This is a genomic window from Streptomyces sp. BV286 (assembly GCF_019090165.1).
Classification (GTDB): Bacteria; Actinomycetota; Actinomycetes; order Streptomycetales; family Streptomycetaceae; genus Streptomyces.
In genome coordinates, this window is record NZ_JAHRIB010000005.1 from 1 (window position 1) to 16,701 (window position 16,701).

Consider the following 16,701-nt stretch of genomic DNA (forward strand, 5'->3'; position numbering starts at 1 on the left):
CCCGTGGCGCACGCGAGCAGCGCGCCCGCCGCCCCCGCTCCCGCGCCCCACAGCGCACCGAGCAGCAGAGCCATGCCCAGCTGCCCCCGCAGCTCGATCCCGGAGTCGAACGCGTCGATGCCCAGTACGGACAGGGAGGCGTCGACGGACACCTCCGTCAGCCAGGCCAGCGACGGCATCGCCGCCGCGGTCACGACCGCCAGCCGCAGCGCGCAGTGCCCCGCGAAACCGAGGACGCCCCGCTCCCGTACGAACGGCGTGCGCGCCGCGGTCAGGACGCCCGCGAACAGCATCATCAGGGCCGCGGCGACCCCCAACAGCCATACGCGGCTGTCCAGTTCGGCCAGCCTGCCGAGGGTGACGGGCTGCTCGGAGAACCTCAGGAGGTCGTCCATGGGATCCGGCAGGAACTGGAGGAAGGGACCTGTCGCCTTCCCGTCCCACGGCACGAAGAGCCCGATCGGGATGCCGAGCCACACCCCGTTGGGCGCCCCGAGCAGGGCGGCGCCGGCGATCCGCTTCGGGTTGTCGTCGCCGAGGGCCGCGTACGCCGCCGCCGTGCAGCCCGCCAGGACCGCCACCAGCAGAACCGTGACCAGCGCGGACACCGCGGGACGCACCAGGTGGTGCACCGCTGTCCAGCCGGCCGGCAGCGGGGTCCGGCGCGAGGCCAGCAGCGCGATCACCAGGACGCCGAGCACCCAGCCCAGGCCGCCGAGGAGCGTCGGTACCGTCTCGACGGTGAAGCCCACCTGGGCGTTCGCCTCCGCGAGATCCCCGAGCCGGTCCGGCAGCAGGCCGCCGATGTCGCCGAGCCCGGGCACCTCCACGGCGTCCGGCAGCCCGCCGCCCGGCAGTTCGTCGAGCCCGAGCGAACCGCCGTCGATCGTGATGATGTCGTGTCCCGCCCAGGCGAGACCGCCCAGCATCGCCACGAAGAGCGCGGCCACCGTGCCCGCCCGCGCGAGCAGTTCGGCGGGTGCGATCACGGCTCCCGCACCGCGCAGGGAGCGCAGGAAGAACCAGGACAGCAGCAGCGCGCCCACCAGGCTCACACCGAGTGGCGTGATCTGGAGGGCCGTCTCGGCCTGCGCGCCGTCCAGGCCGAACGCCGACACGTCACCCGAGGGAGTCACCGAACCACCCGCCCCGAGCGCCACAACCGCCGCGGTCATCGGCCCGAGCGAGGCCTCCGCGTCCGCGCCGAGCAGATGCAGGCCCAGTGCCGCGACGCCCGCCATCCCGATCAGTGCCCAGCTCACGGCGGCGATCGAGGACAACAGCACATCACCCAGTGGCACGCGCCTGCCGTGCCCCGCGGACCCGTCGCTCATCGTCAGCCCCCCGACTCCGCACCGCGACACTTCCACCGCGGTGTCCCCCTCGCGTGGGATTACCACTCTCCGGGCCGGTTTCAACCCCGTCAACGGAAACGGACAAGCCGCCCGTACGCGGTCTTGACGGGGCCCGACTTTCGGTCAGAGGCCTCCTACTGAAATAGTTCCCCACGATGTTCGACATCCCTAGACTCCCTGTGTTGGGGGTAACTCGGGGGACAACACAGTGGGGCATGGAGTGCCGGAACTCGTACTGGAATTGAACGGACGGACCTGGACGCTCGACGCGTCCAGGCCATACACCCTCGGACGTGATCCGCAGGGGGACGTGGTGCTCGACGACGCCAGGGTGTCCTGGCGTCACGCCACGATCAGCTGGGGCGGCCGCAGTTGGGTCATAGAGGACCACGGCAGCACCAACGGCACATTCGTGCAGGGGCAGCGGATCCATCAGATGGAGATCGGCCCCGGCTCGGCCGTGCACCTCGGCAACGCGACCGACGGACCACGCCTGAGCCTGTCGGGCGCCGCGGCCGCCGCACCGCAGGCGCAACAGCAGCAGCCGTACGCGGCGCAGGGCGCGCCGGCGGCCGGCTGGGCCCAGCAGGCGCCGCCGCAGCAGTCCGCGCCGGAGCAGGGCTGGCAGCAGCCCCAGCAGGGCGGGCACATCCCGCAGCAGCAGGGACCCGGTGGGGGCGCGGGGGCGCCGCCGGTCTACGGAGACCGCAGCCCGACCACGTTCCACCAGATGTCCCTCGGCCGGGTGATGCGCATCGGCCGTGCGCTGGAGAACGAGCTGGTCGTGTCCGACCTGCAGGTCTCACGCCACCACGCCGAGTTCCACGCGACGCCCGACGGGCGTTACGAGATCCGCGACCTCGGCTCGCACAACGGCACGTACGTCAACGGCATGCCGATCGCCAAGGGCGGCTCCGCGCTGCTCGGCCCGAACGACATCGTCGGCGTCGGCCACTCGACGTTCCGCCTGGTGGGCGACCGCCTCGAGGAGTTCGTCGACACCGGTGAGGTCTCCTTCTCGGCCCGCCACCTGACCGTCACGGTCGACGGCGGCAAGCAGATCCTCAAGGACGTCTCCTTCGGCGTACCGGAGAAGTCGCTCATCGCGGTCATCGGCCCCTCCGGTTCCGGCAAGTCGACGCTCCTGAAGGCGCTCACGGGCTATCGCCCCGCCAACCAGGGCGACGTCCTCTACGACAACCGGAACCTCTACAAGCAGTTCGCCGAGCTGCGTCAGCGCATCGGTCTGGTCCCGCAGGACGACATCCTGCACAAGGAACTGACCGTCAAGAAGGCCCTCAAGTACGCGGCCAAGCTGCGCTTCCCCGCGGACACCACGACACAGGAGCGCGACGCCCGGATCGACGAGGTGCTGCGCGAGCTGAAGCTCGACGTCCACAAGGAGAAGAAGGTCACCTCCCTCTCCGGTGGCCAGCGCAAGCGCGTCTCGGTGGCCCTGGAGCTGCTCACCAAGCCGTCGCTGATCTTCCTGGACGAGCCGACCTCCGGTCTCGACCCGGGCATGGACCGCGATGTCATGCAGCTGCTGCGCGGCCTCGCCGACGACGGCCGTACGGTCCTCGTCGTCACGCACTCCGTGGCCGAGCTGGCCATCTGCGACAAGCTTCTGGTCATGGCGCCCGGTGGCTCGGTGGCCTATTTCGGGCCGCCCGAGGAGGCACTGAACTTCTTCGGCTACGACACCTGGGCCGACGTCTTCTCCGCCTTCGAGAACTACCGCGACTACGACTGGGCGGGCCGCTGGAAGGGCTCGCAGCACTACCAGATGTACGCCGCGGACATCGACGCGGTCGCCCCGCAGTCCGTACACATGCCGCCGCCGCAGGCCATGCGCCCGCCGAAGCCGCAGGGCTGGCTCTCCCAGCTGAGCACGCTGATCCGGCGGTACTCCTCGGTCATCGCGTCCGACAAGGGCTTCCTGGCCCTGACGGTGATCCTGCCGGCGGTCCTCGGCGCGGTCAGCCTGCTCATCGAGCCGGACAAGACGCTGCTGGTCAACAAGCAGCTGGGCCCGAACGGCCTGCCGATCCCGAACAGCACGGCCGCCACGGTGCTGCTGATCCTCGCCGTCGGCGCCTGTTTCGCGGGCGCCGCCAACTCGGTCCGTGAGCTGATCAAGGAACGGGTCATCTACGAGCGGGAGCGCGCGACCGGCCTGTCGCGCTCGGCGTACCTGATGTCCAAGGTGATCGTCCTGGGTGTCATCACGATGCTCCAGGGCGCGCTGGTCGGCGCGATCGGCTTCATGAGCCGCACGATCCCCGACGAGGGCCTCATCCTCGGAGGCGCGGTCGCGATCGAGCTCTCCCTGCCGATCATGGCGCTGGGCTTCACCTCGATGATGTTCGGCCTGGTGATCTCCTCGCTGGTGAAGACCGCCGAGAAGACCATGCCCCTGCTGGTGATGTTCGCGATCATCCAGGTCGTCTTCACCGGCTGCCTGTTCCCCCTGGCCGGCGCCCTCGGCGTCAACGAGTTCTCGTACCTGATGCCGTCGCGCTGGGCCGTCGGCGCCGCCGGTACCACGCTCGACTTCAACAAGATCAACCCGCACAACTCGACCGACTCGGATCCGCTCTGGGACCACGACGCCCTGACGTGGGCCCTGGACATGACCGCGCTGTTCGCCCTGGCGGCCGTCTGCGCCTTCCTCGTGGCCCGCTTCCTGCGCCGCCACGAGCCGGAGGTCATGCGGAAGTAGTTCCAGGGCACGAGCGGTCGAAGGACACGCGAAGGGCGGCACCCCCGGTGGGGTGCCGCCCTTCGGGCGTACGGGTCAGAGGTCCGCGCAGACCTCAGTACGCGCCGTTGACGTTGTCGATCGAGCCGTACCGGTCGGCCGCGTAGTTGGCGGCGGCGGTGATGTTGGCGACCGGGTTGTACTGGCTCTTGACCGTGCCGGCGACGTGGTAGGCGTCGAAGGTGGGCTTGATGACCTGCAGCAGACCGATCGACGGGACACCGTTGATGGCGTTGATGTCCCAGTTGTTGATCGCGTTCGGGTCGCCCGCGGACTCGCGGATGATGTTGCGGTGCAGACCGTCGTACGTACCCGGTATGCCGTGCTTCTTCATGATGTCCAGCGACTGGCGGATCCAGCCGTCGAGGTTGTTCGCGTAGGTCTTGGCGGCGGCCGGCTTGACCGCGGCACGCTTGGCGGACCGGCTCGCGGCCTCCTTCGCCTTGCGGGCGTCCTCGGCCTTCTTCTTCGCGGCGGCGTCGGCCGCCTTCTTCGCGGCGGCCGCGTCGGCGGCCTTCTTCTTCGCGGCCGCGGCCTGGGCGTCGGCCAGCTGGCCGCTGAGGCCGACGGTCGCGACCTTGAGCTGCTGGGAGGAGACGGAGGCCGGGGCGGCGGCGACCGAGTCGGCGCTTGCCTGGGTCTCGGCCGGTACGAGGGAGAACGCGAGGGCCGCGGCGCCGAGCGTGGCGACACCGGCGAACGAGAGCTTGTGGGTCTTGGTCAGCGCGGGACTATGACCAGGAGTGCGGAGCTGCTTGGGCATGGCTGAGGGACCTCTTCGAATAGCGCGGAGGCCGCTCTCGGTCCGGAGGGGACAAAGTGTTTCCGGATCAAACGCCGCGGGTAAGTACCTGCGGCGCCGAGCGACGGCAGCCATTCTTAGCGGCCGCAATTTTCCCTGGCAAAGGTGTGACGTACGACCCCGGGTAGTGGACCCCGTAAGGGCAAAACGGGGCAGACCGATACGTCTGCCCCGCTCACCAGGAGTCCGTTTATCTCCTATGTCCGTTCGTACGTGATGTGCGTCCTATGTGCGGGCTCACACCGGCCGGGGTGTGGTCTCACCAGCAGTTGCTGGAGCAATGCTCTGTGTGAGGGTCCTCCTCCGGGAGGATGAGGTGCACGTCGCCGAACTCGTGCCACAGGTAGCGCTCCCGCAGCGCCTCGTCGTACCCGCGGTCGACAGCCACCCCGCCGGCGATCGCCTCCAGCATCAGCAGATGCGAGGCCTCGGGCTCGTGCAGCCCGGTCAGCAGCCCGTCGACGACCCGCACCCCGCGCTCCGGGGTCACCACGAGGCCGGTCCAGCCCTCCGCCGCCCGCACCACCCCGTCGGTGCCGGCCGCCGACTCCACGGCGCGTACGGCCGTGGTGCCGACCCCGATGACCCGGCCGCCGCCGGCCTTCGCCGCGTTGATCAGCCGCGCCGAGGCCTCCGGCACCGCGAAACGCTCCGGGTACGGCGGTTCGTGCGCCTCGGCCGAGGCGACCCCCGTGTGCAGGGTGATGGGCGCGAACTGCACACCACGGCTCACCAGCTCCGCCACCAGCCGCGTGGTGAAGGGCCGCGCCGCGCTCGGCATCTCCGCGCTCCCCGACCCGTCAGCGGACGGCAGCGCGAACACCGTCTGGTACGCGGACAGCGGCTGGTCCCTCTCCGTGTAGGAGTACCGGACAGGCCTCCCGTGCCGCCGCAGAAGCCCCAGGACGTCGGGATCCGAGGCCCGCCCCCACCACAGCCGTGCGCTCCGCCCGGTGAGGGGCTCCTCCAGCACGATCCGCACGCCCCCGGGGAGCCGTACCTCCGTCCCGGCGGGCCCGCCCGCCCGCGCGCGCGTGGTGCCCCTCCCGTCGGGCTCCCGCAGCTCCACGGCCCAGCGTCCGTCGTCGCCCCGGGTGGAGAAATGCACCACCACGCGCGCGTGCCCGACCTTTCCGTCCACCGCCGCCGCCAGCGTCGCGGACGTGTTCACGACGAGGAGGTCCCCGGCCCGCAGGCGGCCCGGCAGATCCACGAACGCGTGATGCGACACCTGGGCCCCGTGGGAGACGAGCAGTCGCACCGCGTCACGTTCGAGCCCCGGCCCCCGCTGCTCGGCTGGCACGCGCGCCGACAGTTCCTCCGGCACCCTCCACCCCGTCCGGCCGCGACCGGACGCGGGCGTCCCCATGGCGGTCGTCATCGCTGACCCCGCGCAGACGGGGCCCCGGAGCGCCCGCTCAGCGGACGCCGGGCGGACCCTTCCGAGACGGCACCGGCACCGGCACCGGTCGCGGCGACTCGAGGTCCGGCGACGGCGGAGTGGCTCATCGGGTCACCTCCAGGAGGGCCGGCGCCGCGTACCTGCCACTTTCCGGACGGCGGTCGAGCAGGTGCAGAAAGGCCGGGACGACACTCGCCGGACCGGGCCGCGGATCGTCGTCGCCGGGTACGGCCGCCGCGTACAGGTCCGTGGCCATGTCACCCGGATCGACCGCCCAGACCCGCAGCCCGGGCTCCTCCGCCCCGAGCACCGCGGAGAGATGGTCGAGCGCCGCCTTCGAGGCCCCGTAGCCGCCCCAGGTCTCGTACGCCTCGGCGGCGGCGTCCGAACTGACGTCGATCACCGTGCCCGCCGGCGACTCGCGCAACAGCGGCAGCGCCTCCTGGACCAGCCCGAGCGCCGCGACCACGTTGACCTCCAGAGCGCGCCGCAGTCCCTCCAGTGCCAGCGCTTCGAGCCGTACGAGCGGTTCGGCGCCCAGCGCGCTCGCGTTGTTCACCAGGAGATCGACGCCGCCGAGCTCCCGCGCCACCGCCACCAGACCGGCACGGTGCGCACCGTCCGTGACGTCCCCGGGCAGCGCCCGCACCCGTGTCCCGTACGCGCCGAGGGCCGCGGCCGTCTCCTGGAGGGGCGGGCCCGTTCTGGCGTCGAGCACCAGATCCCAGCCGCGCTCCGCCAGGGCCTCGGCGAGCGCGCGCCCCAGCCCCTTCGAAGCCCCTGTGATGATCGCTACCGGCATGACGTCCGTCCCCTCGTCGCACGGCCGCCACTCCCGGCGGCCGTCTTCAACGTAGGAACCGGGAGGCCCTCGCCGCCTCGTGCGCAGGCCCCAGTGCGCCGGGGTCCTTCGCCCTAGGTCCAGCGGCCCAGGGAGGGCCGCCACGGGTCGGATACGCGCTGTCACACCCCGCCGGTACCGTGAGGTCATGAGTCAAGGACCCCGGTCGGGCCTGTACGCGGTCAGCTCCGCGCTGCTCGCGATGAGCAGGCACCTGGAGGTGCGCGACGTCCTCAAGACGATCGTCGCCTCGGCCCGCGAACTGCTCGACGCGCAGTACGCGGCGCTCGGGGTCCCCGACGACCACGGCGGCTTCGCCCAGTTCGTCGTCGACGGTGTCAGCGACGCCCAGTGGAAGGCCATCGGCCCGCTCCCGCGCCAGCACGGCATCCTCGCCGCGATGCTGCAGGAGGCCCGCGCCGAGCGCCTCGCCGACGTGCGCCAGGATCCGCGCTTCGAGGGCTGGCCCTCCGCCCACCCCGACATGTCCGATTTCCTGGGCCTGCCCATCCGCGACGGCGACGAGGTCATCGGCGCCCTCTTCCTCGCCAACAAGTTGCGTCCCGCGGCGGGAGACCCCTCACACCCCGAGGGCCCCGAGCCGGCCTGCGGCTTCACCGAGGACGACGAGGAGCTGCTGCGGATCCTCGCCCAGCACGCCGCGATCGCCCTCACGAACGCCCGCCTGTACGAGCGAAGCCGCGAGCTGACGATCGCCGAGGAGCGCTCCCGCCTCGCCCACGAACTGCACGACGCCGTCAGCCAGAAGCTGTTCTCCCTGCGCCTCACCGCCCAGGCCGCCGCGGCCCTGGTGGACCGCGACCCGGACCGCGCCAAGGGGGAACTGCACCAGGTGGCGACGCTGGCCGCCGAGGCCGCCGACGAACTGCGCGCCGCCGTGGTGGAGCTGCGCCCGGCCGCCCTCGACGAGGACGGACTGGTCGCCACGCTGCGCACCCAGATACAGGTCCTCGACCGGGCCCACACCGCGCGCGTCACCTTCGACAGCCGGGGTGTCCGCGCGCTGCCCGCAGCCCAGGAGGAGGCCATGCTGCGAGTCGCCCAGGAGGCCCTGCACAACGCGCTGCGGCACTCCGGCGGAGCCCGCGTCGACGTCACCATCGAGAGGCGGGGCCAGGGCGCCGTGCTGCGTGTCAGCGACGACGGCGCCGGCTTCGAGCCCCGGGCGACCCGCCGTGCGGGCCGCCATCTCGGCCTGGTGTCCATGCGCGACCGTACGAACGGCGTCGGAGGCACGCTCAGGGTGGAATCGGCGCCCGGAAAGGGCACCACGATCGAGATGGAGGTCCCTGGTGGCTGACGCAATCAAGGTGCTGCTCGTCGACGACCACCAGGTCGTCCGCCGGGGGCTGCGCACGTTCCTCGAAGTGCAGGACGACATCGAGGTCGTGGGTGAGGCGTCCGATGGCGCCGAAGGAGTCGCCCGCGCCGAGGAGTTGAAGCCCGACGTCGTCCTCATGGACGTCAAGATGCCGGAGATGGACGGCGTGGAGGCCCTGCGCAGACTCCGCGCACTCGACAACCCCGCGCGCGTGCTCATCGTCACCAGCTTCACCGAACAGCGCACGGTGGTCCCGGCCCTGCGCGCGGGAGCCGCGGGCTATGTCTACAAGGACGTGGACCCCGACGCCCTCGCCGGCGCCATCCGCTCGGTGCACGCGGGGCACGTCCTGCTCCAGGCCGAGGTGGCCGACGCGCTGCTGTCCCAGGAGGAGACCAACTACGGCCAGGGCAGAGGCGGTTCGCTCACGGAGCGGGAGCGCGAGGTGCTCGGCCTGATCGCCGACGGCCGCTCCAACCGCGAGATAGCCCGCGCCCTCGTCCTCTCCGAGAAGACCGTCAAGACACATGTCTCGAACATCCTTATGAAGCTGGACCTCGCCGACCGCACCCAGGCCGCGCTGTGGGCCGTACGACACGGCGTGGCGGGCTGATGACCTGCTGATCGGTTCGGCCGCGGGGCTTCGTGGCGGCAATGCGGAGGGTCTGCTTCCGGGCTGAGATTCATACCGTCGTGGGAATGTCCCCCGGATGGCGCATCCTTCCGTGATCTCCGCCGTTCTCCAGTGCGTGCTGCGGCGCTTTGCCGCAGTGGTTCACAAGGAGAGGGCTCAAGAAGTGAAGAACCTGAAGAAGGCCGCAGCCGTCACGATGGTGGCCGGTGGCCTGGTTGCCGCCGGCGCCGGTTTCGCCTCCGCCACCGACGGTGCGCACGCGGGCGGCCAGGCCGTGGGTTCGCCGGGCGTCGCCTCGGGCAACCTCGTCCAGGTCCCGGTCGCCATCCCGGTGAACGCGGTCGGCAACACCGTGAACGTTGTCGGCATCCTGAACCCGGCCTTCGGCAACGACGGCATCAACGGCTGACGTACGCCCAGGGTCCGCAGTGACCCGTACGCGGGTCAGCAGTGACCACCGGCCTTCCAGGTTCGCCTGGGGGGCCGGTCCGCTTTTCGGTTCGTCGGATCAATGACCCGAACGGGCAGAAGGTGCCCGCCCGCCGTGCCGTCCCGACGTTCCGGGCGTTGCTCAGGCTACGGCCCGCGGCTGGGCCGGTCACGCGAACGCAGGAGGAACGCTTTTCATGAACATCGCCAAGAAGGCCGCCATGGCCGTTACCGTCGCCGGTCTCGCGGCGGGTGCCTCAGCCGGTGCCGCTGTCGCCGACTCGGCTGCCGACGGCGCTGCCGTGAAGTCTCCGGGCGTCGGCTCGGGCAACGTCGCCCAGGTCCCGGTCCACGTCCCCGTCAACGTCGTCGGTGACAGCGTCAACGTGATCGGGCTCCTGAACCCGACCTTCGGCAACGAGGCCGTGAACGACTGAGGCCCTGCCCGGCCGGGAGCCCCGCGGACCACACGGTCCGCGGGGCTTCGTCATGGGGGCCTAGTGGACCCCGCGCTCCCTCTCCTCCACGAACGCGTTGTACGCCGCGACCTGAGCCCGCCTGGCAGTCCGCTCGACCGGGCGCAGAGCCTCGGAGCGTGCGGCCATCTCCGACGCGCTCACAGCGCCGCCGTGCCCGTTCTCGTAGGCCACGGAGATGAGCAGCCCGATGCGCCGGGACAGCGCCAACACGCGGACCGCCCGCGGCGGATAGCCGGGAGCGAGCACCTCACCGTCCCGCTCGGCCCGCGCCCGGTAGGCGTCGATCGCCGCTTCGGCGACCGGACCCGAACCCGCCACGTCGAGCCGTGCCAGCACGTCGGTCGCGTCACGCAACGCCTCCGCGAGCTCCCGCTCCGCCTCACCGAGGGACGGCACGTCGGCGGGTGGCGCCTCGCGCACGGCCAGACAGTGCCACAGGACCTCCACGTGCACGTCGCCGTCCGGGCCGGCCTCGTACACCTCGGGCACGAGCCCCAGTCCCGCGCCGTGGCAGACCACCGCCTCCTCCGCCTCCAGTGCGCGCGCGTTGAAGTCCGGCGGCCCGCTCAGTCCGAGCGGATGCCCGGGCGCGGGCAGCGCGACCCGCAGCCCGGTCACCCCGAGCGCGCGCAGCCGCCCCAGGGCGAGGGTGAGTCCGACGGGCCCCGTCTCGCCGGGCAGTCCCTCGACGCGGTGCACGGCGTCCTCACCGACGATGGCGACGACCGCGTCGTCCGGCGAAGCAAAACCGGCCAACAGGGCATTTCCCCATGCGGCCAGTCGTCCTGAGCGTGGTTCCGAAAGCATGCCCCCACCCTAAGGACCGGCCGATGGATTGGACCGGTCGACCGGTGGCGTAGGTTTTCCCTGGGGGCTTCGTCCACAGACGACAGCGACGGCCGAGACTGCAATGGGAGACAGCGCGCTCATGAGCGATGTACTGGAGCTTGAGGACGTATCCGTGGTCCGAGAGGGCCGGGCTCTGGTGGACCAGGTCTCCTGGTCGGTCAAGGAGGGCGAGCGCTGGGTCATCCTCGGACCCAACGGCGCCGGAAAAACGACCCTCCTGAACCTCGCCTCCAGCTACCTCTACCCCAGCCAGGGCACCGCCACCATCCTCGGCGAGACCCTCGGCAAGGTCGACGTCTTCGAACTGCGCCCGCGCATCGGCATGGCCGGCATCGCCATGGCCGACAAGCTCCCCAAGCGCCAGACTGTCCTGCAGACGGTACTGACCGCCGCGTACGGCATGACGGCCGGCTGGCACGAGGACTACGAGGACATCGACGAGCAGCGCGCCCGCGCGTTCCTCGACCGCCTCGGCATGACCGAGTACGTGGACCGCCGGTTCGGCACGCTCTCCGAGGGCGAGCGGAAGCGCACCCTCATCGCCCGCGCGCTGATGACCGACCCCGAGCTGCTGCTCCTCGACGAGCCGGCCGCCGGACTCGACCTCGGCGGCCGCGAGGACCTGGTACGCCGCCTCGGCCGCCTCGCCCGGGACCCGATCGCCCCCTCCATGATCATGGTCACGCACCACGTCGAGGAGATCGCCCCCGGTTTCACCCACGTCCTGATGATCCGTCAGGGCAAGGTGCTCGCGGCAGGCCCCCTGGAGCTCGAACTCACCTCGCGCAACCTGTCGTTGTGCTTCGGCCTCCCGCTCGTCGTCGGCCAGGCCGGCGACCGCTGGACCGCGCAGGGCCTGCCCCTGTCCTGACAACCAGGAACACCCGCCCCAACTTGATCGGCGCCCTGTCCGGGACGGGACCCGCGGACCTACCATGACCACGTGGACGACATCGACGCATGGGTGTGGTGGCTGATCGGCGCGGTCGGGCTCGGAATCCCGCTGGTCGTGACCGCGATGCCGGAGTTCGGAATGCTCGCCGTCGGCGCCGTGGCGGGCGCCGTGACCGCGGGGATCGGAGGCGGTGTCGTCATCCAGGTCGTGGTCTTCGCCGCCGTCTCGGTCTCCCTCATCGCGGTGGTACGCCCCGTCGCGGCCCGACATCGCTCTCAGCGACCCCAACTGGCCACGGGCATCGACGCCTTGAAGGGCAAGCAGGCCGTCGTCCTGGAGAGGGTCGACGGTTCGGGTGGCCGGATCAAGCTCGCCGGGGAGGTCTGGTCCGCGCGTTCCCTGGACACGGGACGCGTCTTCGACGTAGGGCAAGAGGTGGACGTCGTGGAGATCGAGGGGGCCACGGCGATCGTCATGTGACCCCTCGCGGCGTCCAGTGAACGGAACGTTGCACGTGGCGAGTTGTGGTCTGACACACTCGTCCAGCAAGATCTTCGACAATCACAAGATCTTCCGGCAAGCGCCGAGGCGGAGAAGGGTACGGGGAGCCACGATGGGACCGGTCGTCATCGTCCTGATCATTCTGGTGGTGTTGGTCTTCATCGCCCTGATCAAGACCATCCAGGTGATCCCACAGGCCAGCGCGGCCATCGTCGAGCGCTTCGGCCGCTACACGAGGACACTCAACGCGGGGCTCAACATCGTCGTCCCGTTCATCGACTCCATCCGCAACCGCATCGACCTCCGCGAGCAGGTCGTGCCCTTCCCGCCCCAGCCGGTGATCACCCAGGACAACCTGGTCGTGAACATCGACACGGTCATCTACTACCAGGTGACGGACGCCCGCGCCGCGACGTACGAGGTCGCCAGCTACATCCAGGCGATCGAGCAGCTCACGGTCACCACGCTCCGCAACATCATCGGCGGCATGGACCTGGAGCGCACCCTGACCTCCCGCGAGGAGATCAACGCGGCCCTGCGCGGCGTGCTCGACGAGGCCACCGGCAAGTGGGGCATCCGCGTCAACCGCGTCGAGTTGAAGGCGATCGAGCCGCCCACCTCCATCCAGGACTCGATGGAGAAGCAGATGCGCGCCGACCGGGACAAGCGCGCCGCGATCCTCACCGCCGAAGGTATCCGCCAGTCGCAGATCCTCACCGCAGAGGGCGAGAAGCAGTCCGCCATCCTCCGCGCCGAAGGTGAGGCCAGGGCCGCGGCCCTCCGCGCCGAGGGTGAGGCCCAGGCGATCCGTACGGTCTTCGAGTCCATCCACGCCGGTGACGCGGACCAGAAGCTCCTCGCCTACCAGTACCTCCAGATGCTCCCGAAGATCGCCGAGGGCGACGCCAACAAGCTGTGGATCGTGCCCAGCGAGATCGGTGACGCCCTCAAGGGCCTGAGCGGAGCGATGGGCAACTTCGGCCCGATGGGCGGCATGGGCGGCGGCTCGGGCAACGGCGGCACGGAACGCCGCGAAAAGCCGCCGGTCACTGACTGACACCCGTTGCAAAAAGCAGCTCCTCGCACCCTTGACCAGGGATACGAGGAGCCGCTTTTGTTTTCAGGGGCGTGGGCGGGGACGGCGCAATCCTTTGGGGGCGCGGGGAACTGCGCGACCAGCCACGACGCACCCGCACTCACCCACGCACCTGCCCGACCCGGCTCCAGCGGAGCATCTACGCCGCCGGCTGCGCAAGCCACTCCGGCAAACCCTCAAGATCATCGCGCCCCAGCGCAAGCAGCATCGCATCGGCCGGCGTCGGCTCGAACGGCTGCCGCAACAGCGGCATCCCCGCCTGATCCGGCGTACGCGCGGCCTTGCGGTGGTTGTCCTCCGCGCACGAGGCGACCGTGTTCAGCCAGGAGTCCTGACCACCCTGCGCCCGCGGCACCACATGGTCCACCGTGGTCGCCCGACGGCCGCAGTACGCGCACCTGTGCCGGTCACGTACCAGCACACCCCGCCTCGACCACGGTGCTTGTCTTCGGAACGGCACCCGTACATAACGGCAGAGCCTGATCACCCGCGGCACCGGTATGTCCAGCGCGGCTCCGCGCATGCGCAGTTCGGGGTGGGCCTGCTCGACGACGGCCTTGTCCTGCAGCACCAGAACGACGGCTCGGTTCAACGTCACCGTCGACAGCGGCTCGAAGCTCGCATTCAGCACCAGCGTGTCACGCATCCAGCCCACCTCCCATGTGCACCGGCCCACCGCGCGGCGGGCTTGGATCAACTCTGGCCGGGCACGCCGAGATGGACAACGCAATAAAAATGCCCGCCTCTGATCAATTCCAAGACCAGAGACGGGCAAACGTTCAGCGAACGCTCAGCTCTCCGCGGGAGCCGCGTACTCGGCGACGAGCTGCGCCCTCGCCAGCGTGTGGAACCGGAGATTGAAGCCCACGACGGCCGGTGAGGCGTCCGAGTCGGGGCCGAGCTTCTCCTGGTCCACGGCGTACACCGTGAACACGTACCGGTGTGCCGGGTCACCCGCGGGAGGCGCGGCGCCCCCGAAGTCCTTCGACCCGAAGTCGTTGCGCACGTGGACCGCACCTTCCGGCAGGCCCTCGAACTTCCCCGTGCCCGCACCCGCCGGCAGTTCCGTCACCGAAGCCGGAATGTCGAACACGACCCAGTGCCAGAATCCGCTCCCCGTGGGGGCGTCCGGATCGAAGCACGTCACGGCGAAGCTCCGGGTCTCCGCCGGGAAGCCCTCCCAGCGCAGTTGCGGCGAGGTGTTCCCGGCCGCGTATACCTGAGCGTCGTCCAGTGTCGCGCCCGGCTCGACGTCCTCACTCGTGACCGTGAACGACGGCACGACGGGATGGAAGTCATGGGGAAGCGGCGGCCTCGTGGACTCCGTCACCTCGGCACCTCCTGATCGGTTCCTGCTCCGTGGAAACTCTCGCCCCGAGCCTAGAACCAGCTGCGGCGACTGCCGACCTCGGACAGCCACTGGTTGAGGTACGCGGCCCAGTCGGTCCCCTGGAAGTCGTTGAGACCCACCTTGAAGGAACGGAACGAGTCGCTGCCTTCGCTGAACAGCCCCGGCTTCTTGTCCATCTCCAGGACGACGTCCATCTCACGGTCGTCCGCGACGAAACTCAGCTCGACCTGGTTGAGACCGCGGTACTGCTGCGGCGGGAAGAACTCGATCTCCTGGTAGAACGGCAGCTTCTGTCGCGTGCCCCGGATGCGGCCGCGCTCCAGGTCCGCGCTCTTGAAGCGGAACCCGAGCTGGATGAACGCGTCCAGCAGAGCCTGCTGCGCCGGCAGCGGATGCACGCTGATCGGGTCCAGGTCACCGGAGTCCACCGCGCGCGCGATCTCCAGTTCCGTGGTCACACCCACGTTCATACCGCGCAGCGGCTGACCGGCGATGGTCGTGATCGGCGTCTCCCACGGGATCTCGAGACCGAACGGCACCGCGTGCACGGCGTTCGCCTCCAGCTCGAAAGCACCACCGAGCCGCGTCTTCGTGAACTCGATGTCCTGCTTGTGCTCCTGGTCGTCCGGGCCCTCGACCTCCACCCGGGCCTGCAACCCGACCGACAGCCCCTCGATCTGCTGAGCCACGGATCCGCCCTGGATCCGCACCTCACCCTGGACGACACCGCCGGGAACGACGTTGACCTCGGTCAGCACCGTCTCGACCGAAGCCCCACCGGCCCCCAGGCTCGCAAGCAGCCGCTTGAACCCCATGTCTTTTCCTCCTCGGGCAACGCCCCGTTGTTGATCTGTCCGGATCGAATCCTTGATCCATACAAACGCGATCCAGCCGTGTCCGGTTCCGCGCCCTCACCCTGGCAAGGCGGGCGCTCCCTGACCACCCCGCGCGCAGTCACACGTCTGCACTACGCTCGTACGCCATGATCGCGGCCCCTGACCGTACGCCCCTCACCCGGGACTTCTTCGACCGACCCGTTCTCGAGGTCGCCCCCGACCTTCTGGGGCGTCTGCTCGTGTGCACCACCCCGGACGGTCCGATCGAGCTCCGCCTCACGGAGGTCGAGGCCTACGACGGTCCGAACGATCCCGGATCGCACGCCTATCGCGGCCGCACGGCCCGCAACGCGGTGATGTTCGGGCCGCCCGGACACGTGTACGTCTACTTCACCTACGGCATGTGGCACTGCATGAACCTGGTCTGCGGCCCTGAGGACACGGCGAGCGGCGTCCTCCTGCGCGCCGGGGAGATCACCGAAGGCGCCGAACTGGCCCGCAAACGTCGACTTTCAGCCCGACATGACAGAGAACTGGCCAAAGGCCCCGCCCGCCTGGCCACCGCACTGGGGGTGGACCGGTCCTTCGACGGTACGGACGCCTGCGCCCCCGAGGGTTCATCGGTGACCCTGCTGAGGGGCACCCCGGCACCCTCCGACCAGGTACTCAACGGTCCGCGTACCGGAGTGGCCGGCGACGGAGGTGTCCACCCATGGCGCTTCTGGATCACCAACGACCCGACGGTGAGCCCGTATCGGGCGCATACCCCTCGTCGGCGCCGAACTTGACTCGCCTCTGGGCGATCCGTAATGTGGCCCGAGCCGCTTGACCCGGGTACGGCGTTCAGCCTGCAGCCGGAAGCGGCCAACCCACTACCTACGACTTCCTCTCAGCGAGGGTCTATTCAGCATGTCCGCATGCCTGAATTGGAACTCGCGGAACTCGATTATGAGTTGCCGAGAGGATCGGCTAACGTAGTGAATGTCGAAAGGCCGCAAGGCCAAAAGGCAAATCCCACCGACTGGGAATCACGGCCCGAAACGGTCTGATAGAGTCGGAAACGCAAGACCGAAGGGAAGCGCCCGGAGGAAAGCCCGAGAGGGTGAGTACGAAGGAAGCGTCCGTTCC

General features: G+C 70.0%; 17 protein-coding genes. 9 read left to right on the top strand and 8 right to left on the bottom strand.

All coding sequences use genetic code 11. The features are described from left to right. Positions 1 to 1,334: streptophobe family protein (locus KUF83_RS00745; RefSeq protein ID WP_217452514.1), on the bottom strand; the 1,334-nt coding region annotated here is incomplete at its 3' end. A gap of 241 nt (positions 1,335 to 1,575) precedes the next feature. On the opposite strand from KUF83_RS00745, the gene KUF83_RS00750 reads away from it, so the two are divergent. Next, positions 1,576 to 4,077 (top strand): FHA domain-containing protein, encoded by a 2,502-nt coding sequence (locus KUF83_RS00750; RefSeq protein WP_217452530.1) that lies wholly within the window; start codon positions 1,576 to 1,578, stop codon positions 4,075 to 4,077. A 94-nt stretch (positions 4,078 to 4,171) separates the two neighbouring features. On the opposite strand, the gene KUF83_RS00755 is transcribed toward KUF83_RS00750, so the two are convergent. From KUF83_RS00755 to KUF83_RS00765, 3 genes are all read right to left on the bottom strand, one after another. Further along, positions 4,172 to 4,879 (bottom strand): transglycosylase SLT domain-containing protein, encoded by a 708-nt coding sequence (locus KUF83_RS00755; RefSeq protein WP_217452515.1) that lies wholly within the window; start codon positions 4,877 to 4,879, stop codon positions 4,172 to 4,174. Between the two features lie 298 nt (positions 4,880 to 5,177). Then, positions 5,178 to 6,299: an S-adenosylmethionine:tRNA ribosyltransferase-isomerase gene (locus KUF83_RS00760; RefSeq protein WP_217452516.1), complete on the bottom strand. Its 1,122-nt coding sequence runs from the start codon at positions 6,297 to 6,299 to the stop codon at positions 5,178 to 5,180. Positions 6,300 to 6,423: 124 nt separating this feature from the next. Continuing rightward, on the bottom strand, positions 6,424 to 7,122 hold the full coding sequence (locus KUF83_RS00765; protein ID WP_217452517.1) for an SDR family oxidoreductase: 699 nt from the start codon (positions 7,120 to 7,122) through the stop codon (positions 6,424 to 6,426). A 187-nt stretch (positions 7,123 to 7,309) separates the two neighbouring features. On the opposite strand from KUF83_RS00765, the gene KUF83_RS00770 reads away from it, so the two are divergent. From KUF83_RS00770 to KUF83_RS00785, 4 genes are all read left to right on the top strand, one after another. After that, positions 7,310 to 8,482: a GAF domain-containing sensor histidine kinase gene (locus tag KUF83_RS00770; protein WP_217452518.1), complete on the top strand. Its 1,173-nt coding sequence runs from the start codon at positions 7,310 to 7,312 to the stop codon at positions 8,480 to 8,482. Further along, the gene (locus tag KUF83_RS00775) at positions 8,475 to 9,116 is read left to right on the top strand and encodes a response regulator transcription factor (protein WP_217452519.1); all 642 of its coding nucleotides are present in this window, start codon (positions 8,475 to 8,477) and stop codon (positions 9,114 to 9,116) included. Before KUF83_RS00770 ends, KUF83_RS00775 begins: the two co-directional genes overlap by 8 nt. A gap of 184 nt (positions 9,117 to 9,300) precedes the next feature. After that, on the top strand, positions 9,301 to 9,546 hold the full coding sequence (locus KUF83_RS00780) for a chaplin (RefSeq protein ID WP_217452520.1): 246 nt from the start codon (positions 9,301 to 9,303) through the stop codon (positions 9,544 to 9,546). A gap of 217 nt (positions 9,547 to 9,763) precedes the next feature. Next, complete coding sequence (locus tag KUF83_RS00785) at positions 9,764 to 10,003, top strand: chaplin (protein ID WP_217452521.1); 240 nt, start codon at positions 9,764 to 9,766, stop codon at positions 10,001 to 10,003. Positions 10,004 to 10,063: 60 nt separating this feature from the next. On the opposite strand, the gene KUF83_RS00790 is transcribed toward KUF83_RS00785, so the two are convergent. Then, positions 10,064 to 10,852: a hypothetical protein gene (locus KUF83_RS00790; RefSeq protein ID WP_217452522.1), complete on the bottom strand. Its 789-nt coding sequence runs from the start codon at positions 10,850 to 10,852 to the stop codon at positions 10,064 to 10,066. 121 nt (positions 10,853 to 10,973) lie between these two features. On the opposite strand from KUF83_RS00790, the gene KUF83_RS00795 reads away from it, so the two are divergent. From KUF83_RS00795 to KUF83_RS00805, 3 genes are all read left to right on the top strand, one after another. After that, positions 10,974 to 11,765, top strand: coding sequence for an ABC transporter ATP-binding protein (locus KUF83_RS00795; protein WP_217452523.1), 792 nt, complete (start codon positions 10,974 to 10,976; stop codon positions 11,763 to 11,765). 72 nt (positions 11,766 to 11,837) lie between these two features. Then, complete coding sequence (locus KUF83_RS00800; protein WP_217452524.1) at positions 11,838 to 12,269, top strand: NfeD family protein; 432 nt, start codon at positions 11,838 to 11,840, stop codon at positions 12,267 to 12,269. Between the two features lie 133 nt (positions 12,270 to 12,402). Continuing rightward, positions 12,403 to 13,347 (top strand): SPFH domain-containing protein, encoded by a 945-nt coding sequence (locus KUF83_RS00805; RefSeq protein WP_217452525.1) that lies wholly within the window; start codon positions 12,403 to 12,405, stop codon positions 13,345 to 13,347. Between the two features lie 178 nt (positions 13,348 to 13,525). Here the strand turns inward: KUF83_RS00805 and KUF83_RS00810 are convergent, their stop codons facing one another. From KUF83_RS00810 to KUF83_RS00820, 3 genes are all read right to left on the bottom strand, one after another. Next, the gene (locus KUF83_RS00810; RefSeq protein WP_217452526.1) at positions 13,526 to 14,032 is read right to left on the bottom strand and encodes an HNH endonuclease; all 507 of its coding nucleotides are present in this window, start codon (positions 14,030 to 14,032) and stop codon (positions 13,526 to 13,528) included. A gap of 144 nt (positions 14,033 to 14,176) precedes the next feature. After that, positions 14,177 to 14,716: a YbhB/YbcL family Raf kinase inhibitor-like protein gene (locus KUF83_RS00815; RefSeq protein ID WP_217452527.1), complete on the bottom strand. Its 540-nt coding sequence runs from the start codon at positions 14,714 to 14,716 to the stop codon at positions 14,177 to 14,179. Positions 14,717 to 14,766: 50 nt separating this feature from the next. Further along, positions 14,767 to 15,552, bottom strand: a complete 786-nt coding sequence (locus tag KUF83_RS00820) for a sporulation protein (protein WP_217452528.1) — start codon at positions 15,550 to 15,552, stop codon at positions 14,767 to 14,769. A gap of 167 nt (positions 15,553 to 15,719) precedes the next feature. On the opposite strand from KUF83_RS00820, the gene KUF83_RS00825 reads away from it, so the two are divergent. Continuing rightward, positions 15,720 to 16,361, top strand: a complete 642-nt coding sequence (locus KUF83_RS00825; protein WP_217452529.1) for a DNA-3-methyladenine glycosylase — start codon at positions 15,720 to 15,722, stop codon at positions 16,359 to 16,361. Positions 16,362 to 16,701 lie beyond the last annotated feature (340 nt).